Source organism: Nocardioides aquiterrae (assembly GCF_039526625.1).
Lineage (GTDB): Bacteria > Actinomycetota > Actinomycetes > Propionibacteriales > Nocardioidaceae > Nocardioides > Nocardioides aquiterrae.
The window spans coordinates 630,983-656,493 of sequence record NZ_BAAAJE010000006.1 but is presented as its reverse complement, the minus strand read 5'-3'; the positions used below and the strand labels follow the sequence as shown (position 1 = coordinate 656,493).

The 25,511-nt window shown below is 73.4% G+C and carries 24 protein-coding genes; 11 read left to right on the top strand and 13 right to left on the bottom strand.

Translation table 11 applies throughout. From position 1 onward, the window contains the following. Positions 1 to 59: 59 nt before the first annotated feature. Positions 60 to 1,373 (bottom strand): protoporphyrinogen/coproporphyrinogen oxidase, encoded by a 1,314-nt coding sequence (locus ABD086_RS10080; RefSeq protein WP_343907377.1) that lies wholly within the window; start codon positions 1,371 to 1,373, stop codon positions 60 to 62. A 59-nt stretch (positions 1,374 to 1,432) separates the two neighbouring features. Here ABD086_RS10080 and ABD086_RS10075 point away from each other — a divergent pair, with 59 nt between their 5' ends. Then, positions 1,433 to 2,368 carry a DUF4349 domain-containing protein gene (locus tag ABD086_RS10075; protein ID WP_343907376.1) on the top strand — a complete coding sequence of 312 codons (936 nt, stop codon included), beginning with the start codon at positions 1,433 to 1,435 and terminating at the stop codon, positions 2,366 to 2,368. A 71-nt stretch (positions 2,369 to 2,439) separates the two neighbouring features. On the opposite strand, the gene hemE is transcribed toward ABD086_RS10075, so the two are convergent. Further along, positions 2,440 to 3,483, bottom strand: a complete 1,044-nt coding sequence (gene hemE / locus ABD086_RS10070; RefSeq protein ID WP_343907375.1) for a uroporphyrinogen decarboxylase — start codon at positions 3,481 to 3,483, stop codon at positions 2,440 to 2,442. 71 nt (positions 3,484 to 3,554) lie between these two features. Here hemE and ABD086_RS10065 point away from each other — a divergent pair, with 71 nt between their 5' ends. The 3 genes from ABD086_RS10065 to ABD086_RS10055 are packed head-to-tail and all read left to right on the top strand — an operon-like array spanning position 3,555 to position 6,008. After that, the gene (locus ABD086_RS10065; protein ID WP_343907374.1) at positions 3,555 to 4,193 is read left to right on the top strand and encodes a DUF3000 domain-containing protein; all 639 of its coding nucleotides are present in this window, start codon (positions 3,555 to 3,557) and stop codon (positions 4,191 to 4,193) included. 1 nt (position 4,194) lies between these two features. Further along, on the top strand, positions 4,195 to 5,469 hold the full coding sequence (locus tag ABD086_RS10060; protein WP_343907373.1) for an HRDC domain-containing protein: 1,275 nt from the start codon (positions 4,195 to 4,197) through the stop codon (positions 5,467 to 5,469). Positions 5,470 to 5,471: 2 nt separating this feature from the next. Beyond that, positions 5,472 to 6,008 (top strand): alpha/beta fold hydrolase, encoded by a 537-nt coding sequence (locus tag ABD086_RS10055; RefSeq protein ID WP_343907372.1) that lies wholly within the window; start codon positions 5,472 to 5,474, stop codon positions 6,006 to 6,008. A gap of 105 nt (positions 6,009 to 6,113) precedes the next feature. On the opposite strand, the gene ABD086_RS10050 is transcribed toward ABD086_RS10055, so the two are convergent. The 3 genes from ABD086_RS10050 to ABD086_RS10040 form a co-directional block, all read right to left on the bottom strand. Continuing rightward, a complete protein-coding gene (locus ABD086_RS10050; protein ID WP_343907371.1) occupies positions 6,114 to 6,299 on the bottom strand; it encodes a hypothetical protein in 186 nt (61 codons plus the stop codon). Then, complete coding sequence (locus ABD086_RS10045) at positions 6,296 to 6,421, bottom strand: hypothetical protein (protein ID WP_343907370.1); 126 nt, start codon at positions 6,419 to 6,421, stop codon at positions 6,296 to 6,298. The genes ABD086_RS10050 and ABD086_RS10045 overlap by 4 nt, the downstream gene beginning before the upstream one ends. A 296-nt stretch (positions 6,422 to 6,717) precedes the next feature. Then, positions 6,718 to 8,091 (bottom strand): ABC transporter substrate-binding protein, encoded by a 1,374-nt coding sequence (locus tag ABD086_RS10040; RefSeq protein ID WP_343907369.1) that lies wholly within the window; start codon positions 8,089 to 8,091, stop codon positions 6,718 to 6,720. 88 nt (positions 8,092 to 8,179) lie between these two features. On the opposite strand from ABD086_RS10040, the gene ABD086_RS10035 reads away from it, so the two are divergent. After that, the gene (locus tag ABD086_RS10035; RefSeq protein WP_343907368.1) at positions 8,180 to 8,914 is read left to right on the top strand and encodes a hypothetical protein; all 735 of its coding nucleotides are present in this window, start codon (positions 8,180 to 8,182) and stop codon (positions 8,912 to 8,914) included. Positions 8,915 to 8,934: 20 nt separating this feature from the next. On the opposite strand, the gene ABD086_RS10030 is transcribed toward ABD086_RS10035, so the two are convergent. The 3 genes from ABD086_RS10030 to hrpA all read right to left on the bottom strand — a co-directional run bounded on the left by ABD086_RS10030 (position 8,935) and on the right by hrpA (position 13,747). Further along, positions 8,935 to 9,318: a type II toxin-antitoxin system PemK/MazF family toxin gene (locus ABD086_RS10030; protein ID WP_343907367.1), complete on the bottom strand. Its 384-nt coding sequence runs from the start codon at positions 9,316 to 9,318 to the stop codon at positions 8,935 to 8,937. A gap of 122 nt (positions 9,319 to 9,440) precedes the next feature. Continuing rightward, on the bottom strand, positions 9,441 to 10,037 hold the full coding sequence (locus ABD086_RS10025) for a hypothetical protein (protein WP_343907366.1): 597 nt from the start codon (positions 10,035 to 10,037) through the stop codon (positions 9,441 to 9,443). Next, positions 10,034 to 13,747, bottom strand: a complete 3,714-nt coding sequence (hrpA, locus tag ABD086_RS10020) for an ATP-dependent RNA helicase HrpA (protein WP_343907365.1) — start codon at positions 13,745 to 13,747, stop codon at positions 10,034 to 10,036. The genes ABD086_RS10025 and hrpA overlap by 4 nt, the downstream gene beginning before the upstream one ends. A 90-nt stretch (positions 13,748 to 13,837) precedes the next feature. On the opposite strand from hrpA, the gene ABD086_RS10015 reads away from it, so the two are divergent. Together ABD086_RS10015 and ABD086_RS10010 are read left to right on the top strand one after the other, a co-directional pair. Further along, positions 13,838 to 15,355: an FAD-dependent oxidoreductase gene (locus ABD086_RS10015; RefSeq protein WP_343907364.1), complete on the top strand. Its 1,518-nt coding sequence runs from the start codon at positions 13,838 to 13,840 to the stop codon at positions 15,353 to 15,355. An 86-nt stretch (positions 15,356 to 15,441) separates the two neighbouring features. After that, a complete protein-coding gene (locus tag ABD086_RS10010) occupies positions 15,442 to 16,701 on the top strand; it encodes a hypothetical protein (protein ID WP_343907363.1) in 1,260 nt (419 codons plus the stop codon). 23 nt (positions 16,702 to 16,724) lie between these two features. Here the strand turns inward: ABD086_RS10010 and ABD086_RS10005 are convergent, their stop codons facing one another. Continuing rightward, positions 16,725 to 17,324, bottom strand: a complete 600-nt coding sequence (locus ABD086_RS10005) for a TetR/AcrR family transcriptional regulator (protein ID WP_343907362.1) — start codon at positions 17,322 to 17,324, stop codon at positions 16,725 to 16,727. 49 nt (positions 17,325 to 17,373) lie between these two features. Between ABD086_RS10005 and ABD086_RS10000 the strand changes: the two genes are divergently transcribed. Together ABD086_RS10000 and ABD086_RS09995 are read left to right on the top strand one after the other, a co-directional pair. After that, positions 17,374 to 18,864, top strand: a complete 1,491-nt coding sequence (locus tag ABD086_RS10000) for a flavin-containing monooxygenase (protein ID WP_343907361.1) — start codon at positions 17,374 to 17,376, stop codon at positions 18,862 to 18,864. Next, positions 18,861 to 19,703: an SDR family NAD(P)-dependent oxidoreductase gene (locus ABD086_RS09995; RefSeq protein ID WP_343907360.1), complete on the top strand. Its 843-nt coding sequence runs from the start codon at positions 18,861 to 18,863 to the stop codon at positions 19,701 to 19,703. Before ABD086_RS10000 ends, ABD086_RS09995 begins: the two co-directional genes overlap by 4 nt. Here ABD086_RS09995 and ABD086_RS09990 read toward each other — a convergent pair. Then, positions 19,666 to 21,027 (bottom strand): threonine/serine exporter family protein, encoded by a 1,362-nt coding sequence (locus ABD086_RS09990; RefSeq protein WP_343907358.1) that lies wholly within the window; start codon positions 21,025 to 21,027, stop codon positions 19,666 to 19,668. The two genes, ABD086_RS09995 and ABD086_RS09990, sit on opposite strands and share 38 nt — an antisense overlap. A 37-nt stretch (positions 21,028 to 21,064) precedes the next feature. Between ABD086_RS09990 and ABD086_RS09985 the strand changes: the two genes are divergently transcribed. Both ABD086_RS09985 and ABD086_RS09980 read left to right on the top strand, forming a co-directional pair. Beyond that, the gene (locus ABD086_RS09985) at positions 21,065 to 21,604 is read left to right on the top strand and encodes a DUF402 domain-containing protein (protein WP_343907356.1); all 540 of its coding nucleotides are present in this window, start codon (positions 21,065 to 21,067) and stop codon (positions 21,602 to 21,604) included. 183 nt (positions 21,605 to 21,787) lie between these two features. Then, complete coding sequence (locus ABD086_RS09980; protein WP_343907354.1) at positions 21,788 to 22,924, top strand: glutamate--cysteine ligase; 1,137 nt, start codon at positions 21,788 to 21,790, stop codon at positions 22,922 to 22,924. Here ABD086_RS09980 and ABD086_RS09975 read toward each other — a convergent pair. Genes ABD086_RS09975 through ABD086_RS09965 form a run of 3 tightly spaced genes read right to left on the bottom strand, consistent with a single transcriptional unit; the run spans position 22,918 to position 25,431 of the window. Beyond that, positions 22,918 to 24,000, bottom strand: a complete 1,083-nt coding sequence (locus ABD086_RS09975) for a DNA polymerase IV (RefSeq protein WP_343907353.1) — start codon at positions 23,998 to 24,000, stop codon at positions 22,918 to 22,920. The genes ABD086_RS09980 and ABD086_RS09975 overlap by 7 nt on opposite strands. Then, positions 23,997 to 25,097 carry an FUSC family protein gene (locus ABD086_RS09970; protein WP_343907352.1) on the bottom strand — a complete coding sequence of 367 codons (1,101 nt, stop codon included), beginning with the start codon at positions 25,095 to 25,097 and terminating at the stop codon, positions 23,997 to 23,999. Before ABD086_RS09970 ends, ABD086_RS09975 begins: the two co-directional genes overlap by 4 nt. A gap of 31 nt (positions 25,098 to 25,128) precedes the next feature. Further along, the gene (locus ABD086_RS09965; protein ID WP_343907351.1) at positions 25,129 to 25,431 is read right to left on the bottom strand and encodes a hypothetical protein; all 303 of its coding nucleotides are present in this window, start codon (positions 25,429 to 25,431) and stop codon (positions 25,129 to 25,131) included. Between the last annotated feature and the right edge of the window lie 80 nt (positions 25,432 to 25,511).

Genomic DNA, 25,511 nt, shown 5'->3' with positions numbered 1-25,511 from the left:
TCAGCCCTCGGTGGCCTGCCACCCATCACCCGGTTGGACAACCTGGGTGGGCATCACAGCTAGGGGATCTCGCGGGCGGCCCGGTGCGCGGACCCGATGACCGCGGGGATGCCCACGCCGTCGTACGCCGCCCCGCAGACCGCCAGGCCGGGCACGGCGGCGACCGCGGCGCGGACCCGCGCGACCCGGTCGAGGTGGCCAACGGCGTACTGCGGAAGGCCGCCGCCCCAGCGCTGGACGTGGGTGTCGACGGGGTCGGCGATCGGGCCGACGGCGTCGCGGAGGTCGGCGAGCGACCACGCCGCCAGCTCGTCGTCGGTCGCCTGGAGGGTCGCCTCCTCGCGGTGCCGGCCGAGCGAGGTGCGCAGGAGCAGCAGGCCGCCGCCCGCGGCGCGGACCCAGCCCCACTTGGCGAACGAGAACGTCGACGCCTTGATCCGGCGGCCGTCCACGGGCGGCACGAGGAAGCCTGACGAGTCGGTGCTCGCCAGCTCGGGCACGGCCGACTCCCGGAAGGCGAAGGTCACGACCGCCATCGAGGCGTACTCGATCGCGCCCAGCTCGGCCGCGGCCGCCGGCGCGACGGGGGCCAGCAGCCGGGCCGCCGGTGCGGCGGGGACGGCGAGGACGACCGCGTCGGCGGTGACCTCCTCGGTGGCGGTGGTCGGGCCGATCGTCAGCGCCCAGCCCGCATCGGTGCGCCGCAGCTCACGCACGGTCGCGTCGGTCCGCACCGGCAGCGTCGCGGCGAGCAGCTCCGGGAGGCGACCCATGCCGCCCGCGATGCCCGCGAACACCGGTGCGTCGGACGCCGGCGCGGGGAGCGACCCGCCCGCGGCGAGCGTAACCAGCTGCGGCACGGTCGCGCGGGTCGAGAGCAGCCGCGCCTGCCCGGCGTACACGCCGCCGAGCAGGGGCTCGACCAGCCGGTCGGTGACCTCGGGCCCGTACACCGCGTCGACCAGGTCGCCGACCGAGACGTCGTCCTCGACCGACCGGGGCACGGCGGCACGGAACCGGGCCACGCCCTCGTCCGAGAGCACGCCGGACGGACCGGGGTCGTCGAGCGGCACACCCATCAGCGAGCGCGGCAGCGGCCGCAGCGCCCCGCGGGTCCAGATCCGCGACGCCGCCAGCGTCGGGTGCTCGAGCGGCAGGCCGAGGGAGCGGGCCAGCTCGACGCCCTCGGGCCGCCGGTTCAGCATCGCCTCGGCGCCCACGTCGACGGTCACGCCGCCCACGGACGCGCGGAGCAGCTTGCCGCCGACCCGCGGCGCCGCCTCCAGCACCAGGACCTCGTGCCCCGCCTCGCTGAGGTCGCGTGCTGCGGTCAGCCCGGCCACACCGGCGCCCACGACGACCACCCTGCTCACCCGTCGAGTCTCCCAGAGGGCCTGGGAACCGATCCGACCGAGGTCTCGTCCCAGAAGCCATGAAGCCGCGCGCCGCCCTCCCCAGCCTCGCCCTCCTCTCCGTCCTGCTGGCCGGCGCCCTGGTCGGGTGCAGCGGCGCAACGAGCGACGCGGGCGGCAGCGGGGCCACGAGCGACGCGGGCGGGAGCCAGAACCGGGTCGCCGCCGCCGAGGCGCCGGCGCCGGCCCTCGCCGAGGCGTACGACGCCTCCGACGGCCGCAACCGGGTCGGGCCGGGCCCGGACGTGATGTCCCGGGCGGTGATCCGCAAGGGGAACGTCGAGCTGCGCTCCGCCGACGTGGGCGCGGCGCAGGCCGAGGTGCAGAAGGTCGTGAACCGCTACTTCGGCCAGGTGACCGAGGAGAAGACCTCGACCGACGACGACGGCAAGCCGGCGTACACGAACCTGGTGCTGCGCATCCCGACCGAGCGGTTCGCCGACGCGATGGACGACCTCAAGGGCATCGCGGACGCCGAGCTGGTGTCGGCGAACAGCAGCGAGAACGACGTCACCACGAAGCTGATCGACACCCGGACCCGGGTGGCGGCCCAGAAGCGGAGCATCGCGCGGATCACCGTGCTGTTCGGCCGGGCCCAGAGCATCCGCGACATCATGGCGATCGAGGCCGAGCTGTCCCAGCGGCAGGCGGACCTGGACTCGCTGGAGCGGCAGGCGGCGTACCTGCGCGGCCAGACCTCCATGTCGACAATCACGGTCAGCATCGACAAGACGCCGGCCACGGCCGTGAAGAAGGCCCAGCAGGACGAGTCGGGCTTCTTCGCGGGGCTCTCGGCGGGCTGGGACGCGCTCGCTGCGTTCGCGACCGGGCTGGCGACCGTCCTCGGCGCGCTGCTGCCCTGGCTGGTCGTGGTCGGGATCCTCGGCCCGCCGGTGTACCTGCTGGTCCGGGCGATCCGGCGCCGGATCAGCGCGGTCCGAGGCAGCTCGACCTGAGCCTGCGAAGGGCGAGCGTCAGCCGAGGAGGTTGAGGAGGCTCGGCTGGGACACGCGCGGCAGCGCGGGGGTCAGCGAGCCGTCTCGTAACCCTGGACGAACTCCGTCAGCCGCTTGAGCTGGTCGGGGTCGGTCGACGGGATCACACCGTGGCCGAGGTTGAAGATGTGGCCCTTCGCCGCACGACCGGCCTCGATGACCTCGGCGGCCCGGGCGGTCATCACCTCGGTGGGCGCGAAGACCAGCGTCGGGTCGAGGTTGCCCTGCACGCCGCGGTCGCCGACCCGGCCGATCGCGTCGGCGAGCGGCGTGCGCCAGTCGACCCCGACCACGTCGGCGCCGGCCTCCCCCATCAGGCCGAGCAGGTTCGACGTACCGACGCCGAAGTGGATGCGCGGCACGCCCAGCGCGCCGGCCCGGGTCAACACCCGCGCGGAGTGCGGCATCACGAACGCCTCGTAGTCGGCGGGGGCGAGGGCGCCGGCCCAGGAGTCGAACAGCTGGACGGCGGAGGCGCCGGCGTGGACCTGGACCTCGAGGTACGCGGCGGAGATGCCGGCGATCTTGCGCATCAGCGCGTCCCAGACGTCCGGGGCGCCGAACATCATCGCCTTGGTCTTCGCGTGCTCCTTGGACGGCCCGCCCTCCACGAGGTACGACGCGACCGTGAAGGGCGCACCCGCGAAGCCGATCAGCGGGGTCCCGCCGAGCTCGGCGACCAGGTCGCGGACCGCCTCGGCGATGAACGGCACGTGGTCGGGGGTGAGGTCCGGGATCGCCGCCACGTCGGCGAGGGTGCGGACCGGGTTCGCGACGACCGGACCGACGCCGGGCTTGATGTCGAGGTCGACCCCGACGGCCTTGAGCGGCAGCACGATGTCGGAGAAGAAGATGGCCGCGTCCACGCCGTACCGACGGACCGGCTGGAGGGTGATCTCCGTCACCAGGCCCGGGTCCATGCAGGACTCGAGCATGCCGACGCCCTGGCGGACCTCGAGGTACTCGGGCAGCGAACGCCCAGCCTGGCGCATGAACCACACGGGCGTGTGGGGCACCGGCTCGCCCCGCGCGGCCTTCAGGAAGGCGCTCTGGGAGGGGTCCGCCGGGCTCGTCACGAGGTGAAGCCTCGCAGGTCACCCGGCGTGTTCGCACATCGGGACCGGCGGGATCGACCTACTGTGACCTCATGGTCGTCGGTCAGGAGACGCACCCCGGGACGGGTGCGGACGCCGTTCCCCCGGAGTTCCGGGACGCGGTGGCGACCATGCGCGCGGCCAGGCTGCGCCCGGAGGTCTTCTGCGAGGAGATGCCGGCGCCGCAGCGGATCGCGCCGTACGCCTCTGCCCTGTCCGCCGACGTGACCGTCGAGGACACCGACCTCGGGACCGGCCGGATCATCCTGCTGCACGACCCGGCCGGCAACGACGCGTGGGACGGCACCTTTCGCTGCGTGGCCTATGCGCGGGCCGAGGTGGACATCGAGCAGGCGATCGACCCGATGCTCGCCGCGGTCGGCTGGTCCTGGCTGACCGAGGCGCTGGACGCCCACGGCGCCTCGTACGCCGCGATCTCGGGCACCGTCACCCGGGTCTCGACCGAGAGCTTCGGCGGCATGTCCGACGAGGGCGGGACCGCCCAGATCGAGATCCGCGCGTCGTGGACGCCGCTGATCCCCGACGACGCGCCCGACCTCGGACCGCTCGACCTGGCGCCGCACGTGGAGGCCTGGGGCGAGCTGCTCTGCACCGCCGTCGGGCTGCCCCCGGTGCCCGAGGGCGTCGCCGTGATGCCGAGCCGCCGCGGACAGCGGGGCTCGGGACGCTGACATGACCTCTGACCAGACCCCGGAACCTCCCCTCCTCACCCTGCGCGACGGCCTGCCGCCGATCGTCGACACCGACGCCGGGCTGGCGGACGTCGTCGCGAAGCTGGCCGAGGGATCGGGGCCGGTGGCGATCGACGCGGAGCGGGCGTCGGGCTACCGGTACTCCTCCCGCGCGTACCTGATCCAGCTGCGCCGCGAGGGGTCGGGGACCTTCCTCGTCGACCCGATCCCGTTCCAGCAGCTGCCGTCGCTGCAGGAGGTCCTCGAGGACACCGAGTGGATCCTGCACGCCGCGACCCAGGACCTGCCCTGCCTCGCGGAGGTCGGCCTGCGGCCGTCCGCGCTGTTCGACACCGAGCTGGCCGGGCGGCTGCTCGGCTACCCGCGCGTCGGCCTGGCCACCCTCGTCGAGAGCCTGGTCGGCGCGCGCCTGGCCAAGGAGCACTCCGCCGTCGACTGGTCGACCCGGCCGCTGCCCGCGCCGTGGCTGGAGTACGCCGCCCTCGACGTCGAGGTCCTCGTCGAGCTCCGCACCCTGCTGGGCGCCGAGCTGATCGCGGCCGGCAAGGACGAGTGGGCGCGGCAGGAGTTCGACTACCTCCGCGGCTTCGAGCAGCCCACGCGGGTCGACGCGTGGCGGCGGACCTCCGGCGTCCACCGGGTCCGCGGCCGTCGCGGTCTCGGCGCCGTACGCGCGCTCTGGGAGGTGCGCGACGCGCTCGCCGAGCAGCGCGACGTCACGCCCGGTCGGATCATCCCGGACGCGGCGATCGTCGCCGCCGCCCAGGCGATGCCGACCGACCGCGAGTCGCTCCTCGCCACGAAGGGCTTCCACGGCCGCGGCGCCGAGCGCTACGCCGCGCGCTGGGTCGCTGCGCTCCGCGAGGTCGCCGAGATGCCGGAGTCCGAGCTGCCGACCCGCTCCCCGCGCGGCGACGGCCCGCCCCTTCCCCGCGCCTGGGCCGAGAAGGACCCGATCGCGGCCCGCCGGCTCACCCTCGCCCGCGACGCCATGAGCGCCCGGGCCGAGGAGCTCGAGGTCCCGGTCGAGAACCTGCTCACGCCCGACTACCTGCGCCGCACGCTCTGGACGCCCCCGTCCACCCGCGACGCCGCCGCCCTCGGCCCGGCGGTCGCCGAGCAGCTCGCCGGGTACGGCGCCCGACCCTGGCAGGTCGACATCGCCGGCCCGATCATCGTCGACGCGATCCTCGAGGCCGAGAAGCCGGTCGAGAAGCCGGTCGAGGAGCGGACCGAGGAGCCTTCGGCGGAGTAGCCGTGGGACTGCACACCACCGTCGTCGGCCAGGGACCTGACGTGGTCGTCCTGTCCGGCGGACCGGGCTGCATCAACTACCTGGCGTCCGACGACTTGGCACCGCGCGGCATGCGCGCCTGGTTCCCGGACCCTCGGGGTGTCGGCCGTTCACCCGGTGGGCCGCACTCCATGGCGGAGGCCGTCGCCGACCTCGAGGAGGTACGCCGGTCCGCCGGTGTCGAGCGGTGGGTCGTCCTCGGTCACTCCTGGGGCGGCGACCTCGCGGTCCGCTACGCGCTCGACCACCCGGAGTCGGTCAGTCGCATCGTGGCCATCGCCGGCACCGGTGTCCAGAAGGACCGGACCTGGCAACGGACCTACGAGTCCCTCCGCGACACCGAGCCGGACCTCCCGATCGAGTGGGTCCCGGCCGTCCACGCGGCGCTTCGCGCGTCGTTCACCGAGTGGATCCACGAACCCGACCTGCTCCGTCGCCTCGCCGACTCGCCGGTCCCGATGACCTTCCTCGCCGCGGAGCACGACATCCGCCCGTCCTAGCACTGCAACAGCTGGCCGCACTCGTGCCGAACGGTTCGTTCGACGTGGTGCCAGGCGTCCCCCACGACTTCTGGTCCACGCACCCCGAGGCCTGGGTGTCGGTGGTCACCGAGGCGTGCCGGATCGCTGACCCCGGATGATCCCCTGGGCCACCAGCCCCACCAGGCCGATGAGGATCGCGAGCAGCACGCAGACGATGGCGAGCGCCGAGCCGTCGAGCGCGTGGGGATGCACGAAGCAGCGGAAGTCCGTCTCGTCCGCGGAGAAGGTCGTCCCGTCGGGACAGGTCACCTCGCGCCCACCCACTCCACCGCGTGCAGAAGCTGCTGGACCTCCAGGTCGGTGATCGCCGCCCGGGTGGCGCGGGCAGCGTCGATCACCAGCTGTTCGCGGGTGACCGACGGGGTGCTCATGACACCTACTCAAGCACTGACCACCGACAACGCCTCCGGCGAGAATCCCCTGTGTCCACAGGGGTTCAGAGCACTCGATGTGCCCAAGTGTTGTTGGGTCGTGTGCCTGAGGCCGCGCTATAGGGCGTTCTCAGGCACACGACCCGAAACCCGCGGCCAGGGAGCCGGGCGCCGGCCGCAACCACCCACCCACCGCCCCCGTTCGCTGCTATTGCGGTCGTAACCCCCAGCAACCCGCAAGACGCCGGCAGGCACCCGGCTTCCGGGGTTTCGACTAGCTCGACCACCGGGAGAGCTCAGTCCGAGGGCGACACGGACGGCCCGGGCGACTGGGAGTAGGCCGGGTCCAGGATCGCGCGCGAGGTCTCGTCGATCCGTTCGGTGACGGCATCGAGGTCGAGGGTCCCGACGCCGTACACGAGCTCTGCGAGATCCGGCTGGATCGCCTCCTCGAGCGCCGGCAGCGTGTCGATGAGGGGCGCGAACGACATGTTGCGCACCGCGCTGTTGAACACGGTGCTGTGCTGCGGCTCGCGGGCCGGCTGGAGGAACGTGTCGGAGAGCGCGACCTCGAGGTTCGCCGGGGCCAGGTAGCCGGTGCGGGTCACCCGGGTGACCGAGTCGACGGACAGCTCGTGGACCATGAAGTCGGCGGCGTCGGGGATGCTGGCGGCCTTGCGTGAGAGGCAGAGCCCGCTGACGTCGCCCACCGTCGAGGAGCTGCCGAGCGACGGCATCGCCATCACGTCGAAGTCGAGGTCCGGCACCAGCCGCAGCCGCGGGACCAACGAGCGGTACCCGGCGATCATGCCGAGCTTGCCGCGCTCGAACCAGGTCAGCGGCGACGCCTGCTCGAGCTGCTGCTCGTCGAGGGTCACCTGCGGGTTGCGCAGCAGCTGCAGGGTCCGGTCGAGGGCCGCCTTCGAGTCGTCGCTGGAGAGCGTGAGCGACGTCGGGTTCGTGCTGTCGTCGAAGACCGACCCGCCGCCGGACTGGACGAACGGCGACAGCCCGGGCAGCGTCGCCGCGATGTGCACGCCCTTGGTGCCGCGTCGCGGGCGGCTGGCGAACGACGCCGCGGCGCTGAACTGGTCGAACGACCAGCTGGTCGAGTCCGGCTCCGGGGCGTCCAGGCCGCGCTTGGCCATCCGGGGGAAGTTCACCAGCTGCTTGTTGTAGTAGATGACCATCGGCGAGACGCCGTACGGCATGCACTGCAGCCGGTCGTCGGTGCTGAACGCCTGCAGCGCGTCGCGGGAGTACCCGTCGCCGAAGTCGACGCCCCGCTCGTCCAGAAGCTCGTCGACCGGCTGGGTCATCTTGTTGTCGAGGAGCCAGCGCAGGTCGGTGCGTGAGGTCAGGAAGACGTCCGGGAGGTCGGTGCCCGACTCGATCGCGTTGCGGAACGCCTCGTGCGAGTCCCACACGCGCAGCTTCACGTCCGGCCCGTCCGTGAGCCCGTTCCACTGGTCGACCGTCGACCGGAAGGCCGCGGTCTGCGCGGCCGGTCCGTAGACCCCGAAGGTCAGGTGCGTCACCGGGTCGGGCGTCGGGGAGGTCGTCGGCCCCGGCGCGGGAGCCGCGGTGTCCGTGCAGCCCACGGCCGCCAGCGCGAGGCCCACCACGGTGAGCGTCCCGACCAGCGTCCGGCGTACCCGGCTCCCCCGCACTTCGTCCCCTCTCGTCGCCTCGGCCCCGAGCCACCCTACCGAGTGTCGGAACCCGGTTCCGACCCCCTTTCTCCCTACGATGACGCCTGTGTCTCGGGTTCCCCTCGCCGTCGTGAGCCTGGTCACCGTGCTCGCGATCAGCGCCTGCGGCGACGGTGGTACGCCGGACCGCGCCGCGGCCCCGGTGCCCGGGCCGAGCCGGCCGCACACCTCGGCGGCCGGGCCCACCCCGACCCCGACCACCGACCCCACGCCGCCCGCGCCCACGACCCGGCACGACGGCAGGCACCACGGCCGGCACAAGGTCGGCTCGCTCGCGCCGCGGACGCGCAGCACCGCGGACGCGCACCTGCTCGAGGCCGACCGGCTCCCGTCCGTCGGCGGCCGCACCTGGACGGTCGACGCGAAGCCCGCCGAGGGTGCGGTCGGCGCCTGCCAGAAGACCGACCTGGCCACGATCGGCGCGGTCGAGGCCGTGAGCCGCAGCTTCACCGCCGCCGACGGGCTGGCGGCGACCCAGGTCGTCGCCCGGTTCGCCGACGCGAAGTCCGCGTGGCGCGCCCACCAGGTGCTGACCGCGTGGCGCGACGACTGCGAGTCACGGGTCGCCCGGGCCGAGATCGGGCCGCTCGAGCCGATCACCGTGCACACCGGCACCGCCGACGGCTACCGCGGCTCGGTGCGGACCCGGGCGGCCGGCCTCGGCATCCTGCGCTCCGGCGACTACCTCACCCTGGTCGAGGTCACGGCGGCCGACGACCGCTACCCGGCGTCCTGGGACCCGGCTCGCAAGGCCGTACGACGGATCGCGCGGACCTTCTAGCCCACCGCTCAGCCGGCCGCTCAGCCCAGGGCGTGGAACCGCCGGGCCTCGGCGACCACCTGGTCGAACACCGCGCGGTCCAGCGCCGCACCCTCGCGGCGGACCTCGGACGCGCTCAGCTCGAGCAGGCGGTCGAGCCGCACCTCGCTGGGTCGCCGCTCCCGGTCCCAGCCGCCGACGCCGACGTCCATCCAGTACCGGCCCCACCGGGCCTCCTGCTCGGCGTCCCGGTCGTGGTCCTTGCTGGTCAGCATCAGGCCGAACAGCCGGTCGGCGTCGCGCCCGATGAGCAGCACCGGCCGGTCCTTGCCACGCGCCGGGTCGTCCTCGTAGGCGACCCAGCCCCAGACGACCTCGCCGGGGTCCGGCCGGCCGTCCGCGAGCGGGTTGTAGGTGATCTCCACCCGCACAGACTATGAAGTACGCCGGACCGGGAGCGCCTCACGGCGCGTGGCCGCTCGTAGCGGCTTATTTTGGGACCCGGGGCTGCCACAGCCCGGCGTACTTCTCGGAGAGTCTAACGGGATCAGCCCAATCCTTGTTCCATCTCCACATGCCCGGCGGCCTCGAGCTGCTCGGAGAGCACCAGCATCCGCTGCACCTCGGCGTTCGTCGGCCCGCTCAACGACGCGCGGCCGGTGGCCACGACCCGCGCGAACGCGGCCGCGCGCAGCAGCACGTCGGCGAAGTCGCTGCCCGCGATGCCGCGCAGCACCTCGTCGACCATCTCCTGGAGCTGCTCGGGCCCCGGCGGGTCGGCGACCCCCGCGACCACGCGCGCGACCTGGGCGCTGCGCCGGCCGGCCTCGAACTCGCGGGACACCCCGACCGGGTCGGCGTACACCCACGACCGCAGCAGGTAGAGCCGCCACAGGCAGCCGGCGAGCGAGTCGGCCGGCGCCCCCGACCAGACCTCGGCGATCGTCTCGATGCCCTCGGTGTCGGCCAGGTGCAGCAACCGCTCGGCGGTCGCCGCGTCGCCGGCGTCCCGGGCGCCGCGCACCAGCAGCGTCGCGGCCCGGTCGGCCGCCTCGCTCACCAGCGCCGGGTCGGTGCCGCCGACCAGCGCCTCGAAGAACAGGCCCCCGGGCGTCATCGGCCGGTGGTGCTGACGATCGGTCACTGCTGCAGGCTACGTCGGATGCGCTGGTCGCTGACTGGGTAGGGGGTGCCGAGCTGCTGGGCCCAGAGCGACACCCGGTACTCCTCCAGCATCCAGCGCACCTGCCGCAGCCGCTCGCCGGGCGGCCGGCCCGCCGGCAGCGCGTCGAGGTGGTGGAGGTACGCGTCCTGCAGGTCGGCGATCTGGTCCATGAGCTGCCGGTCGCGGTTCACCTGCGACTCCAGCCGGGCGCGCCGCTGCTCGATCGCGGCGAGGTACGTCGGGTACCGGCGCAGCTGGGCCACCCCCGCCTCCCCGACGAACCCGCGGTACACCAGCCGCGCGAGCTGCGACCGCATGTCGGTCAGGGCGGGCAGCATCGTCATGTCCGCGCGGCCGCTCACCGACTTCTCGACACGGCGCCAGGCGTCCAGCACCCGGATCACGTCGCCCATGACACCCCGCAGGTGCGCCTCCAGGTCGCGTCCGGCCTCGGCCTTCAGCGCCCGGTACGCCGCCTCGTCGCGCACCGGCGGGCGCGCGTCCACGGCCGCGCCGACGACGGCCGCACGGGCGTCCTCCAGCAGCTCCGCGACGCTCGGGTACGGCGAGCCGGCCAGGCCGAGCTTCTCGGCGTTCGTGAGCCCGTCGAGGACCCGCTTCACCGGCGACGGCAGCTCGAGCAGCAGCAGTCGCCGCACGCCGAGCCGGTGCCGCGCCTCCTGCTCGTCCGCCGAGCCGAACACCTGCAGCCCGACGCTCCCGCCCTCGTCGACCAGCGCCGGGAACACCTGCACCTCGTGGCCGGCGCGGTGCTGCGTGAACGACGCGTCGATCGCACCGAACGCCCACGTCGTCTCGCCGGTGCGGGCCAGCCCGCTCTCGGCGGCGACCTCGCGCATCGCCTCCGCGAACTTCGGGCGCAGCGGCTCCTTCAGCGCGTCCAGGTCCTTGCCGCGGGCGTGCTCGCGGCCCTCCTCGTCGACGACCCGGTACGTCGGGCGCAGGTGCTCGGGCACCTTCGACCAGTCCCAGGCGTCGCGGGGGACGACCACGCCCGTCGTCGACCGGCACCACCGCTCGAGGGCGTCCAGCAGCGGCTCCTCCCCCGGCGGTACCGCGGCCAGGAACTCCCGCGCCTTGTTCGGGGCCGGCACGAAGTTCACGCGCAGGTTCTTGGGCAGGCTGCGGATCAGGCTGGTCACCAGCTCCTCGCGCAGGCCGGGCACGTTCCAGGAGAAGTCGTCCGCCTCGACCCGGTTCAGCGTCGCCACCGGGACGTCGATGGTCAGGCCGTCGTCCGCGGCCCCGGGCTCGAAGTGGTAGCTGATCGGGAAGGTCAGCCCCTCGCTGGCCCACTCCTCCGGGTAGTCCGACGCGCGGATCTCCTCGGCCGTCTCGTGGGTGAGCATCTTCGGGTCGAAGGTCAGCAACCGGCCGTGGCGCTGCCGCTCGTGCTTCCACCAGCTGTCGAAGTGCGCGCCGCTCACGACGTCCGCGGGGATCCGCTGGTCGTAGAAGTCGAAGAGCGTGTGCTCGTCGACGACGATGTCGCGGCGGCGGGCGCGGTGCTCGAGCTCCTCGGCCTCCTCCAGGAGCCGGCGGTTCGTCTCGAGGAACCGGTGCCGGCTGTTCCACTCGCCGTACACGAGCGCGTGCCGGATGAACAGCTCACGCGCCAGCGGGGCGTCGACCTTGCCGTACGACACCAGCCGGTCGGCGACCAGCGGGACGCCGTACAGCGTGACCCGCTCGTAGGCCATCACGGCGGCGCGCTTCTTGCTCCAGTGCGGCTCGGAGTAGGTCCGCTTCACCAGGTGCGCGCCGATCCGCTCGGCCCACTCCGGCTTGATCGCGGCGTTCTGCCGGGCCCACAGCCGGCTCGTCTCCACCAGCTCGCCGGCCATGAGGAACTGCGGGTTCTTCCGGTACAGGACGCTGCCCGGGAAGATCGCGAACCGCGCGCCGCGGGCGCCGAGGTACTCGCGTGGGCCGCGCTTGTCCTTCTCGCGCTCCTCGAGCAGGCCGATGTGCGAGAGCAGGCCGGAGAGCAGCGCCTGGTGGATGCCGTCGGCGTCAGGGGTGTCGGCCGGGCGGCCGACCTGGATGTCCATCTCCTTGCAGACCTGGCGCAGCTGGGACTCGAAGTCCTGCCACTCGCGCACCCGCAGGTAGTTGAGGAACTCGCGCTTGCACATCCGGCGGAACGCCGAGGACGACAGCTCGCGCTGCTGCTCCTTGAGGTAGCGCCACAGGTTGAGCCAGGTGAGGAAGTCGCTGCCCTCGGCCTTGAAGCGGGCGTGCTGCTGGTCGGCCTGGGCCTGCAGCTCGGCGGGTCGCTCGCGCGGGTCCTGCAGGGACAGCGCGGCCGCGATCACGATCACCTCGCGCACGCAGCCGAGCCGCTCGGCCTCGAGGATCATCCGGGCCAGCCGCGGGTCGATCGGCAGGCGGGCGAGCCGGCGGCCGATCCGCGAGAGCGTGCCGTCCTTCAGCGCGCCGAGCTCCTCGAGCAGCTGGACGCCGGACTGCACGTTGCGCCGGTCCGGCGGCTCGACGAACGGGAACCGCGCCATGTCCCCGAGCCCGAGCGACGTCATCTGCAGGATGACGCTGGCCAGGTTGGTGCGCAGGATCTCCGGGTCGGTGAACTCCGGCCGGCTCTCGAAGTCCTCCTCCGAGTAGAGCCGGATCGCGATGCCCGCCTCGACGCGGCCGCACCGGCCGGAGCGCTGGTTGGCCGACGCCTGGCTGATCGGCTCGATCGGCAGCCGCTGGACCTTGGTCCGGACCGAGTAGCGGCTGATGCGCGCGACACCGGTGTCGACGACGTACCGGATGCCGGGCACGGTCAGCGAGGTCTCGGCGACGTTGGTCGCGAGGACGACGCGGCGTCCGGTGTGCGGCTGGAAGACCTTGTGCTGCTCCGCGGCCGAGAGGCGGGAGTAGAGCGGCACGATCTCGGTCCGCGGCAGGTCCTTCAACGCATCCGCGGTGTCCCGGATCTCCCGCTCGCCCGGAAGGAAGACCAGGATGTCGCCGGGCCCCTCGGCCGACAGCTCCTTGACCGCGTCGACGATCGCCTCGGTCTGGTCGCGGACGACGACCTCGCCCTCCTCGTCCTCCTCGTCGAGTGCCAGGAGGGGGCGGTAGCGGATCTCGACCGGGTAGGTGCGCCCGGACACCTCGACGACCGGGGCGTCGAAGTGCTTCGCGAACCGCTCCACGTCGATGGTCGCCGAGGTGATGATCAGCTTCAGGTCGGGCCGGCGCGGCAGCAGCCGCTTGAGGTAGCCGAGCAGGAAGTCGATGTTGAGGCTCCGCTCGTGGGCCTCGTCGATGATGATCGTGTCGTACTTGCGCAGCTGCCGGTCGCGCTGGAGCTCGGCGAGCAGGATGCCGTCGGTCATCAGCTTCACGCGGCTCTGCTTCGAGGTGCGGTCGGTGAAGCGCACCTGGTAGCCGACCAGGTCGCCGAGCTCGGTGTTCAGCTCGCTGGCGATCCGCTCGGCCACCGAGCGGGCGGCGATCCGGCGGGGCTGCGTGTGCCCGATCAGGCCGGCCGACCCGCGGCCGAGCTCGAGGCAGATCTTCGGCAGCTGGGTCGTCTTCCCGGAGCCGGTCTCGCCCGCGACGATGACGACCTGGTGGTCCCGGATGGCCGCGGCGATGTCCTCGCGGCGCTGGGTGACCGGCAGCTCCGGAGGGTAGGCGATCTGGAGCTCGGTCATGACCGATCCATTGTGCCAACCGCGTCCTACGGTTGTTGCGGCGCGAGCGGAGCGAGCCTCGAAACAATAACGTGTTCTAGTATCGCCCGCATGACCGATGAGTACGACGTGGTGGTGGTCGGCTCGGGCGGCGGCGCCCTGACCGGGGCGTTCCTCGCCCAGAAGGCCGGCCTGGCCACGGTCGTGGTCGAGAAGACCGCCTTGCTCGGCGGGACGTCGGCGTACTCCGGCGGCGCCTGCTGGCTCCCGGGCAGTGCCGTGCAGCAGCGAGCCGGAATCCCCGACTCGACCGAGTCCGCGCGGGAGTACCTCGGCGCGATCCTCGTCGACCCGGACGCGACGGCGGTCGAGGCGTTCCTCACCCACGCGCCGGAGCTGGTCGCCGAGCTCGAGGCCGACGAGGCGATCGACTTCGAGTGGCTGCCGTTCCCCGAGTACTACGACGCTCCCGGCCGGGTACCCCTCGGTCGGTCGATCCAGCCGGCCAACGTCAAGCGCGGCGACCTGCCCGAGCGGGTCGGCCGGCTGGTGCGACCGCCCGTCGAGCGCGACCGCGCCGGCGAGGGCGGCCGGAACACGCTGAGCGGCGGCCAGGCCCTCATCGCCCGGCTGCTGGACGGCTTCCTGCGCGACGGCGGCACGGTCCTGACCGAGCTGCCCGTCACCGGGCTCGTCCTCGACGGCGACCGGGTGGCCGGGGTCGCCGGGATGACCCCGGAGGGCCCGAAGGAGATCCGCGCCCGCCGGGGTGTGCTCGTGGCGGCCGGCGGCTTCGAGGGGAACGCCGACCTGCGGGCCGAGCACGGGGTGCCCGGCGACGTCGCGTGGACGATGGCGCCGTCCGGGACCAACACCGGCGAGCCGATCCGGGCGGGCGCGGCGATCGGGGCCGCGACCGACTACCGCGGCGTCGGCTGGTTCTGCCCCGGGCTCGCCCAGCCCGACGGCGGCGGCTCGTTCACGCTCGGCTTCCGGTCCGGGCTGATGGTCGACCAGCGCGGCCGCCGGTACGGCAACGAGGCGCGGCCCTACGACCAGTTCGGGCGGCTGATGGCCGAGGCGCCCGAGCGGATCCCGTCCTGGTACGTGTTCGACTCCCGCGAGGGCGGCCGGCTGCCCGCGATCGCGATGCCCGAGGGCGACCCCGCCGAGCACCTCGCCGCGGGCACCTGGGTGCGGGCCGACACCCTGCCCGAGCTGGCCGCCGCGATCGGCGTGCCCGCCGAGGACCTGGTCGCGACCGTCGAGCGGTTCAACGGCTTCTGCGCGTCCGGCGTGGACGAGGACTTCGGCCGGGGTGACGACGAGTACGACACGTTCTTCGCCGGTGGCGAGGGCCCGAACAAGGCGCTGACGCCGGTCACGCAGCCGCCGTACTACGCCGCGCGCTTCGTGCTGTCCGACCTCGGCACCAAGGGCGGCCTGGTCACCGACGAGCGCGGCCGGGTGCTGCGCGAGGACGGCCATCCCGTCCCGGGCCTGTACGCCGCCGGCAACTCCGCCGCGTCGGTCTTCGGGAGCGTGTACCCCGGCCCGGGCGCCCCGCTCGGCTCCGCGATGGTCTTCGCGTCGCTCGCGGTGCGGGACCTCGGCGCGGCCGGATCGTAGATCGGCGGGAGGGCAGGGCGCCGTCGTCCGATGGTCATTCCCTGGTGGACAGGTACGGGACGGGCGACCCGGCGTAGCGTGACGCCATGCGAGGTGGATCCCTCCTCCTGACGGCCCTGGCGCTCGTGGGGACGGCGGTCGTCGCGTCGCCCGCTCGGGCGGGCGACACCTACTACCAGGTGGTCCGCGAGCTCGGCAGCCGCTTCGACGTCGCGGGGTACACCTGCGCCGGCGATCCCGCCGCCGCGCCGACGACCCGGATCGGCCTCTCCGACGAGCACGTCCGCGGGCAGGGCAGCCTGCTGCTGCGCGGTGCCGCGGACACCGCGGCGGCGCCGATGCTCGTCGACCAGCGCAAGCCGAGCAAGGTCCTCTGGTACACCTGGCCGACCGGCAGCGCGGACGGCACCGACCCACGGGGGCAGTGGCGGGTCGAGATGAACGGCGACGTGCTCACCAGCGATCCGCTGCCGCTCACGCCCCGGTCGTGGAACCGGCTGTGGCTCGACGACGCGACGCTGCACGACGGCGACTGGTCGGGGACGATCTCCGAGTACATCGCGGAGTTCGGCAAGGGCGACCACTGGGAGGTCGGCCTCCTCACCGGCGACTGCCTCGGCAGCCCCGAGGTCCGGGTGGACGCGATCGGCACCCGGCTGGCGACCTTCGACTTCGAGGCGCGCAACTGGCTCGACGCGACCGTCCTCGACCAGAGCGGCAGCCGCTGGCGCGCCGTCCAGTACGGCGAGCCGTTCCGCGTGGTCGCCCGGGCCCACCACTGGGACAGCGCCGCCGGCCACGGCCGACCGGTCTCGGGCGCGCGGGTCGTCTTCGAGCGGCGGTGGGCCGGGACGCACGCCTGGAAGCCGGTCGCCCACCGGCGCACCGCGGCGAGCGGCCGGGCCGTGCTGGAGGGCGTGTCGCACCGGGCGGCGTTCTGGCGGGCCGTGTGGCACCGGTCCCCGGAGGCCGTCCCCAGCGAGGAGGCCTACCAGGGCTCGGACACCGTCTGGGCACGGCCGCTGGTCAACGGCCGGCGCTGCACCGCCGACGGGGACCCGGCGCTGGCCTGCACACCGGTCACGGTCCCGGCCGGCCGGGTCGTGCTGTCGGGGCGGGCCCGTCCCGGTGGCTCCGCGATCGTGCACCTGTACCTCTACGACGGCCCGTCGATGAGCGGACTGCCGCTGCTGGACAAGCAGGTCCGGCTCGGCCGCGACGGGCACTGGCGGATCGCGTTCGCGACCGGCGGCCACGACCGCCTGTACGCCCGCCTGGACACCGAGCAGACCACGAAGCGGCACTGGCCCGGCCTCCTGCTGAGCGTCCCGCTGCGGGTGAGCTGACACCCGCGGCCAAGAGGCCGGCGTCAGCCCGCGACCTCCACGATCGCCGGGAGCGACGCGGCCATGATCTCGAGCAGCTGCTCGCGGGTGATGCCGCGCGGGTCCGCGATCCAGGAGAGCACCAGCTCCTCCACCATCGCCGACCAGCCGCGCACCACGAGCCGGGTCGCGGGGGTGTCCGGGACGATGTCGCCCTGCGCGTCCTCGCGGAAGATCCGGCTGTTCAGCGCCGAGCGCGCCTCCTCGTAGATCTCGCGCAGCGTCTCGTTGCCGCCGGCGGCCGCCTTGACCAGCGAGAGGTAGCCCTCGTAGTTGGCGACCACGTAGTCCAGGTACGCCGCGAGCGAGGTGAGCATCCGCTCCATCGGATCGCCGTCGGCGGGCGGCGAGGTCTGCTCGATCAGGTCGTCGGCGGCCCGCCGGACGACGGCCTCGTGGAAGGCGTGCTTGTTGCCGAAGTAGTGGTAGAGCAGGCCGCGGGAGATCCCGGCCTCCTCGGCGAGCAGGTCGATGGAGAGCTCGTCCAGCGACCGGTGGGCGAGCAGGCGGACCCCCAGGTCGAGCAGCTGCTCGCGGCGCTGCTCCGGCGACAGGCGGGTCCGCTGCGACGTAGGCTGGCTCACACCCCGCACTCTATTGACACTTTTTCAATAACGCCAGTACGGTCCAGTCATGCACGTGCAGCACCTCATCGTCGGCGCCGGGTTCGCGGGCCTGTGCGCGGCGATCAAGCTGCAGGAGGACGGCGAGACCGACTTCCTGGTGGTCGAGAAGGGCCCCGACGTCGGCGGCACCTGGCGCGACAACACCTACCCCGGCGCGGCCTGCGACGTCCCGAGCCAGCTCTACTCGTTCTCATTCGCACCGAACCCCGAGTGGTCGATGTCCTACTCGCCGCAACCCGAGATCCAGGCCTACCTCCGCTCGGTCGCGGAGGGGTCCGGGACGCTGGACCGGTTCGAGTTCGACACCCGCTTCGAGGAGGCGACCTGGGACGACGCCGCCCAGGTCTGGCGGTCGCGGATCTCCGGACCGGCGGGCGAGCGGACCGTCACGTCCACCACGCTCGTCATGGGCGCGGGCAGCCTGTCGGAGCCGAAGCTCCCCGAGATCGACGGCATCGAGACCTTCCAGGGCGACCTCTTCCACTCCGCTCGGTGGAACCACGACGTCGACCTGGCCGGCAAGCGCGTCGCGGTGATCGGCACCGGCGCCTCGGCGATCCAGATCGTCCCCGAGCTGCAGCAAGTGCTGGAGGCTTCCGGCGGCCACCTCGACGTCTACCAGCGCACCGCGCCGTGGGTGATCCCCCGCAACGACCGGCGGTACGGCGCCCTCGAGCGTCGCGCGCTGCGCCGGCTCCCGCTGCTGCGCAAGCTCTACCGGACCGGCATCTACTGGGCGCACGAGGCGTACGTGCCGGCGTTCACGGTCGAGCCGAGGATCGCGGCGCCGGCCAAGCAGGCCGCGCTGGCGAACATCCGCAAGGGCATCGCGGACCCCGAGCTCCGTGCGCGCGTGACGCCGCACTTCGAGATCGGCTGCAAGCGGATCCTCCGGTCGAACACCTACTACCCGGCGCTCGCGGCCGACACCACCGAGCTAGTGACCGACCCCATCGCCAAGGTGACCGGCAACGCGGTCGTCACCGCCGACGGGGTCGAGCGGCCGGCCGACGTGCTCGTGGTGGCCACCGGCTTCCACACCACCGACCTGCCGTTCGCCGAGCACGTCACCGGCACCGCGGGCCGCCGCCTCGCCGACGTCTGGCGCGAGCAGGGCATGGCGGCGTACAAGGGCACGACCGTGCCGGGCTTCCCGAACCTGTTCGTGCTGGTCGGGCCCAACACCGGCCAGGGCCACACCAGCATGGTGTTCATCATCGAGGCGCAGGTCGCCTACCTGCGCGACGCGATCCGCGCCATGCGCGAGCGCGGGCTCCGGGCCGTGGAGCCACGCGAGCGCGCGTTCCGCCGCTGGAACGCGAACCTGCAGCGCCGGATGAAGCGCACCGTCTGGACGACCGGCGGCTGCCAGAGCTGGTACCTCGACGAGCACGGCCGCAACACCACGCTGTGGCCGAAGGCGACCTTCACCTTCCGCCGGAACCTGGCGCGCTTCGACATCGACGCCTACGACACCCACGAGGAGCGAACCGCATGAAGTCCTTCGACGACAAGGTCGTGGCGATCACGGGAGCGGGGTCCGGCATCGGCCGGGCGCTGTCCCTCAACCTGGCCCGGCAGGGGGCGCTGCTGGCGATCTCCGACGTCGACGACGCCGGGCTCGCCGAGACCGTCGACCTGGTGCAGGGCGTCGGCGCGCGCGAGGTGCGTTCGGACCACCTCGACGTGGCGGACCGCGCCGCGTTCGCGGCGTACGCCGGCTCGGTCGCCGACCAGTTCGGCCGGGTGAACGTCGTGGTCAACAACGCCGGCGTCGCGCTCGCGGGGAACCTCGAGGACCTCGAGTACGACGACATCGACTGGATCATGGCCATCAACTTCTTCGGCGTCCTCCACGGGACCAAGGAGTTCCTCCCCCACCTGATCGCCTCCGGCGACGGGCACGTCGTGAACATCTCGTCGCTGTTCGGGCTGATCTCGATGCCGGGCCAGAGCATGTACAACGCGGCCAAGTACGCCGTGCGCGGCATGTCCGAGGCGCTCCGCGAGGAGATGCTGGTCGCCGGCTACCCGGTCGGCGTCACGGTGGTCCACCCGGGCGGCATCAAGACCGCGATCGCCCGGAACGCCCGGGTGTCCGCGAAGGAGGACAAGGCGCAGACGGCGAAGCTGTTCGACGAGAAGCTCGCCAAGATGACCCCGGAGCGGGCGGCGGAGATCATCGTCAAGGGCGTTCAGGGCAACAAGGCGCGGGTGCTGGTCGGCCTCGACGCCCACGCCGTCCACCACTTCGCGAAGCTGACCGGCTCCCGCTACCAGGACATCGTCGCGAAGGCCGCTAGTCGCGTGCTGCCGGATCGGACGACCGTCGTCTGACCCTCCGGCTGCTCTCCCGGCTCCGCACCTTCAGCGGGCCGACCAGGCGGGGGCCGGCCAGCCGGCTCTCGAGGCGGTGCGCCTCGCGCTTGAGCGGCTGCGCGACGTACTCGCCGAGGATCACCCCGGACGAGAGCGCGATCGCGATGGACGCCGCGGTGATGATCGCGAGCAGCCCCTCGGACGTGTAGCCGGCGCCCTCCCCCAGCAGGCTCAGGCCGCGGTAGATCGACAGGCCGGGGAGCATCGGCACGACGGCCGAGACGACGACCACCAGCGGCGGCACGCGTAGCCGACCGGCGACCGTGTAGCTGACCAGGCCGACGAAGAACGCGGCCAGCGCCGTCGACCAGGTGCTGCCCACGCCGCCGATCCGCACGGTCTGGCTGATCACCATCGCGACGGCGGCGACCAGACCGATCGGGAGGAGCGTGCGCCGTGGGGCGTACGACGCGAACGCGAACGCCGCCGCGCAGATCGCCGCGCCGACCGCCATCACGGTGACGTCCTTCAGCGTGGACGTCCCCACGTCGATCCGGTCCACCGAGACACCGGCCAGGTCGGCGACCGTGAGGCCGCCGCTGACGCCGGCGATGATGCCGGCGGTCGCCAGCAGCGCCTCCGTCAACCGGGCACCCGCGGTGACGTAGAAGCCGGTCAGGGCGTCCTGCAGCGCCCCCATGAAGCCGATGCCGGCCAGCAGCATGATCAGGTTCGCGGTGACGACCAGCGACGGGTCGAGGTCCAGCCAGCTGGCCGCCGCGGCCACCGCGATCAGCGTCGCCAGCCCGCCGCCGGCGATCTGCCGGTAGAAGAACGGGATCCGGCGGCGGCCCATCACCAGCTGCAGCCGGTCGATCCCGATCGCCGCGACGGCGGCGATCACGACCACGGCCGCGTTGCCGCCCAGCTGGAGCCCGACGCCGGCGGCCATCACCCCCCAGCCCAGCGTGGCGGCCCAGCGGGGCCGGATGTGACCGGAGGACACGATCCGCGCGAGCCGGGTGCGCGCGTCCTTGAGCTCGACCTCGCCGCGCAGCACCTCGCGGACCAGGTGGTCGACCAGCGTCAGGTCCTCGTAGTCGATGTCGCGCTGCTTGACCTGCCGGATCAGCACGACCGAGGGCTCCTCGGGGGCGGGCTGGAAGCTCATCGACAGCGAGGTGAACGTCACGTCCACCTCGGGGTTGCGCACGCCGTACTGCCAGGCGAGCGCCTGCATGGTCGCCGTGACGTCGGCGGCACCGGCGCCCGAGGACAGCAGCAGCTCGCCGACGCGGAGGCAGAAGTCCAGGGTCAGGTTGAGCTCGCGGGCCTCCAGCATGGCCGCCATGGTGGCAGTCCGCTGGTAGACAGGCCACGTGAGCCTCACCACCGGCGACGCGGTCCGCGTCGTGATGACGAAGTGGGCCGACCGGCCGCACTGGGAGTTCGACGCGACGTACCTCGGCAGCGACGAGCACGGCGACTGGCTGGGCATCCGGCGGAGCACCGTGATGACCCGCCCGGGCCTGACCTACGTCGCCCCGACCCGCCAGGTCGGGCTGGTGCCGCCGCCCGGGCCGGACGCGGCGCGGGGGTGGCTGGCGACGTTCCACGACGTCGGCGGGCCGGTGCGGGTCTACGTCGACATCACCACCCCGCCTCTCTGGGACGGCAGCGTCCTGCGGGCCGTCGACCTGGACCTCGACGTCGTCCGCGGCAACACCGGTCGGGTGTGGGTCGACGACGAGGACGAGTTCGCCGAGCACCGGATCCGGTACCGCTACCCCGACGACGTGGTCGCGGCCGCGATGACCTCCTGCGACCGGGTGCACGCGGCGGTCGCGGCCGGCGCCGCGCCGTACGACGGGGTGGCCGTCTCGTGGCTCGCCCGGGTGGAGGAGACCGCCGCTTCCTGAGCCTCGATCCACCGATTCGCGGCGTCGCGAGCGTCACCAGATGGGTGCGCTGGCAAGGCGCCGGCGCGAGGGGCGGTCTGGTTGCACCGTTGAGCGTCGGCAACGCAGCCAGGGTGCCCAGATGGCGGCGCGCAGCAGGCGGGAATCGATGGATCGAGGCTGTGCTGTGGAACGCTGACGGGTGTGCGCATCGACTTCCATGCCTCGCCCGAGCCGACGTTGGGGGTGGAGTGGGAGCTGGCGCTCGTCGACCGCCGCACCCGTGACCTGCGCAACGACGCCACGCACCTGTTCGCGCGGGCCCGGCCGCGGCTTCGCGACCCGGGCAAGCTCCACCAGGAGCTGCTCCGCAACACCGTCGAGATCGTGAGCGGGATCTGCCACACGGTGCCCGAGGCGATGGCGGACCTGCGCACGACGCTCGAGGGGGTGCTGCCGGCGGGCGACGACCTGGACATCGACCTGTACGGCGCGGGCACGCACCCGTTCGCGTCCTGGACGGTCCAGCAGCTCAGCGAGGGGCACCGCTACGAGGAGCTGATCAACCGGACCCAGTGGTGGGGCCGGCAGATGCTGATCTGGGGCGTGCACGTGCACGTGGGGATGCCCGAGAAGGAGCGGGTGATGCCGGTCCTCTCCGCGCTGCTCAACTACTACCCGCACCTCCAGGCGCTCTCGGCGTCCTCCCCGATCTGGGCCGGCATCGACACCGGCTACGCCTCCAACCGGGCGCTGATGTTCCAGCAGCTGCCGACCGCCGGGCTGCCGTTCCAGTTCGAGCGGTGGTCGGAGTTCGAGGGGTACGTCTCCGACCAGCTGGTCACCGGCGTGATCGAGGACCTCACCGAGATCCGCTGGGACGTCCGGCCGGCCCCCCGCCACGGCACGCTGGAGAACCGGGTCTGCGACGGCGTCTCGAACTTCACCGAGCTGGCCGCGCTGGTGGCCCTCATGCACTGCCTGGTCGTCGACCTCGACACCCGGCTGGCCGCCGGCGAGCCGCTCCCGACGATGCCGCCGTGGCACGTGCAGGAGAACAAGTGGCGCGCCGCCCGGTACGGCCTCGACGCGATCGTGATCACCGACGCCGCCTCGCACGAGCGGCTGGTCACCGAGGACCTGGCCGAGCTGCTCGAGCGGCTCGCGCCCGTCGCCGAGCGCCTCGGCTGCGCCGCGGAGCTCGCGTCGGTCGCCGACATCCCGCGCCGGGGCGCGTCGTACCAGCGCCAGCGCGCGGTGGCCGAGGCGACCGGCGGCGACCTGGTCGCGGTCGTCGACTCGGTGGTCCGCGAGCTGCGCGAGGGCCTGGGCCCTCAGTAGCCGCCCTCCGGCGGCACCATCTCCAGCCGCACGCCGAGCAGCCGCACCGGCCGGCCCCGGTCGCGCTCGTCGAGCCGGTCCAGCAGCGAGACCGCGGCCGCCTCGAGCACGGCCAGGTCGTACGTCGGCTCGGGCAGCGTGAGGCTGCGGCTGACGGTGACGAACGGCACGAAGCGCACCTTGAGCCCGACCCGGGCGGCCGGCCGGCCCTCGGCCCGGATGTCGGCGAGCACCCGGCCGGTCAGCGCGCGCACCGCCGCGGCGACCTGCTCGGGCGTGTCCAGGTCCTGCTGGAAGGTCTCCTCGCGGCCGTGCGCCCGCGGCACCCACGGCGTCGCGTCCACCGGGCTGGTGTCCGCCCCGCGGCCGAGCCGGTGGTACCAGGGCCCCATCGTCGGCCCGAGCTCGGCGGCGAGCACCCGCGCGTCCGAGGACGCCAGCTGGGCGACGGTGTCGATGCCGAGCGCGGCGAGCTTCCGGGCGGTCTTCGCGCCGATCCCCCACAACGCGGTGGTCGGCCGCTCGCCCATCACCTCGAACCAGGTGTCCTCGGTCAGCTGCCACACGCCGCGGGGCTTGCCGAAGTCGGTCGCGATCTTCGCGCGCAGCTTGTTGTCGCCGATCCCGACCGAGCAGTGCAGGTCGGTCGCGGCCAGGACCGCGGCCCGCACCCGCTCGGCGAACTCCCGCGGGTCGCCGAGGTCGCCGTGGCCCGCGCCCGGTCCGAGGAACGCCTCGTCCCAGCCCAGCACCTCGAGCACCACCGGCACCCCGCCCCACTCCAGGCCGCGCAGGGTGGCCATCACCTCGGCCGAGGCGGCGTCGTACGCCTCCTTGTCGACCGGCAGGAAGACCGCGTCCGGACACTTGCGCGCCGCCAGCCGCAGCGGCATGCCCGACCCGACGCCGAACGCCCGGGCCTCGTACGACGCGGTCGCCACCACCCCCCGCTCGGTCGGGTCGCCGCGACCGCCGACCACGACCGGCCGGCCCGCCAGCTCGGGGCGGCGGAGCACCTCGACCGCGGCGATGAACTGGTCCAGGTCGACGTGCAGCACCCAGCGCGGGTCGCTCATCGGGGCGGCGGGGGCAGCGCGTCGGTGGATTCCAGCTGCTCCATGCCGGTCACCATCAGCAGGTCGACGACGACCGAGCGCAGCTGGGCGAGGACCGCCTCGGCCGCCAGCACCCCCGACCGCTCGACCGTGCCGGTGGCGTGCGCGACCGCGAGCAGCGCCGGCCGGGCGGCCGCCGCCATCCGGTTCGCGGCCAGCTCCTCGGCCACCGCGTCCGTCGCGTCGGCCAGGTCGAGCGCCAGCAGCGCGTAGGACTTCGGCACCGGGCGCCGGTGGTACGCGGCCACCGCCGTCTGCCGGACCAGCACGCGGGTGCTGCGCAGCGCCCGGTCGAGCGGGTCGACCAGCTCGGCCATCTTGCGCAGGTCGTCGCGGTGCCGGACCCGGAACGGGGAGGACTCGACCACGGACAGGCCCTCGTCCGCAGCGTCCTTGAGCTCCCTGATCAGGTAGTCGGTCGAGCGCGCGTCGGCGAGCAGGTCCAGCGCCCGGTCCGGCTCGCCGTCGGTCATCACCTCGCCGGCCGCGCGCAGCAGGGCCGCGATCTTGCGCGCCACGACCGCCGCCTGCTCGCGGGGGCGCCGCAGCGGCGCCGCCGGCACCACCGTCGCCGCGACCAGCGCGACCAGGCCGCCGACCACCGCATCGGTCCAGCGGGTGAACGCCTGGCTCGGGTCCGCGACCAGCCCGGCGATCACGATCGACTGCACCGCCGCCTGGGTCACGAACAGCTGCCCGCCGTCGAGGAGGAAGGCCGCCGACATCGCCAGCGCCACGATCAGCGCGATCTGCCAGCCGCCGGACCCCAGCCACGCCACCAGCAGGTCGGCGAGGAACACGCCCACCGCCACGCCGATGGTGACCTCGGCGACCCGGCGCAACCGCTGGCCGTACGACGTCCCCAGGGCGACCACGGCGGCGACCGGGGCGAAGAACGGTGTCGGGTGGCCGAGCACGTCGGCGGCCAGGAACCAGGCGACGCCCGCGGCGATCGCGCACTGCCCGATCTGCCACGACTTCGCCTCCAGCCGCCGCACCCGGGCCCGCGCCGACGTGCGGCCGCGGTCCCACATCCGGTCCAGCGGCCCCGCCTCCATGCGGGCGATCTTCCCACGGGCCCCATCTCGGTCACTGCGCGTGCGCCCAGTCCAGCGCCTGCTTCAGGTCGCCGAGGTCGCGGTACCAGGTGCGCACCTCGGTCAGGCACCGCGCCCTGCGCACGCGAGCGTGGTACTCCGAGCACTCGGCGCGCGCCTCGGAGTGGGTGGGCGGGAACTCCTCGGTGCCGTCGTAGTGCCGGATCCCGAACCCGTTGGCCGGGTCGCCGGTCACGTCGACGATCGTGTCGCCCGGAGGCGGGTCGACCGCGGCGACCGCGGCACCTCCGACACAGATCCCGAGGACGAGGGCGAGACATGCGATCCACTTCATGCCGGCGACGCTAGGAGCCGGCACAGACCTCCGGGCGGCGCCCGGGAGCAGCCTGGGGACAGCGCGGTTCGGACGCGGCC

Coding starts and splice junctions, on each gene's coding strand:
- ABD086_RS09975 (WP_343907353.1), bottom strand. CDS start 24,000: ATGAGCGACCCGCGCTGGGTGCTGCACGTCGACCTGGACCAGTTCATC.
- ABD086_RS10060 (WP_343907373.1), top strand. CDS start 4,195: ATGACCTCTGACCAGACCCCGGAACCTCCCCTCCTCACCCTGCGCGAC.
- ABD086_RS09965 (WP_343907351.1), bottom strand. CDS start 25,431: ATGAAGTGGATCGCATGTCTCGCCCTCGTCCTCGGGATCTGTGTCGGA.
- hrpA (WP_343907365.1), bottom strand. CDS start 13,747: ATGACCGAGCTCCAGATCGCCTACCCTCCGGAGCTGCCGGTCACCCAG.
- ABD086_RS10065 (WP_343907374.1), top strand. CDS start 3,555: ATGGTCGTCGGTCAGGAGACGCACCCCGGGACGGGTGCGGACGCCGTT.
- ABD086_RS09990 (WP_343907358.1), bottom strand. CDS start 21,027: ATGCTGGAGGCCCGCGAGCTCAACCTGACCCTGGACTTCTGCCTCCGC.
- ABD086_RS10010 (WP_343907363.1), top strand. CDS start 15,442: ATGCGAGGTGGATCCCTCCTCCTGACGGCCCTGGCGCTCGTGGGGACG.
- ABD086_RS10000 (WP_343907361.1), top strand. CDS start 17,374: ATGCACGTGCAGCACCTCATCGTCGGCGCCGGGTTCGCGGGCCTGTGC.
- ABD086_RS09970 (WP_343907352.1), bottom strand. CDS start 25,097: ATGGAGGCGGGGCCGCTGGACCGGATGTGGGACCGCGGCCGCACGTCG.
- ABD086_RS10045 (WP_343907370.1), bottom strand. CDS start 6,421: ATGAGCACCCCGTCGGTCACCCGCGAACAGCTGGTGATCGACGCTGCC.
- ABD086_RS10015 (WP_343907364.1), top strand. CDS start 13,838: ATGACCGATGAGTACGACGTGGTGGTGGTCGGCTCGGGCGGCGGCGCC.
- ABD086_RS10075 (WP_343907376.1), top strand. CDS start 1,433: ATGAAGCCGCGCGCCGCCCTCCCCAGCCTCGCCCTCCTCTCCGTCCTG.
- ABD086_RS09995 (WP_343907360.1), top strand. CDS start 18,861: ATGAAGTCCTTCGACGACAAGGTCGTGGCGATCACGGGAGCGGGGTCC.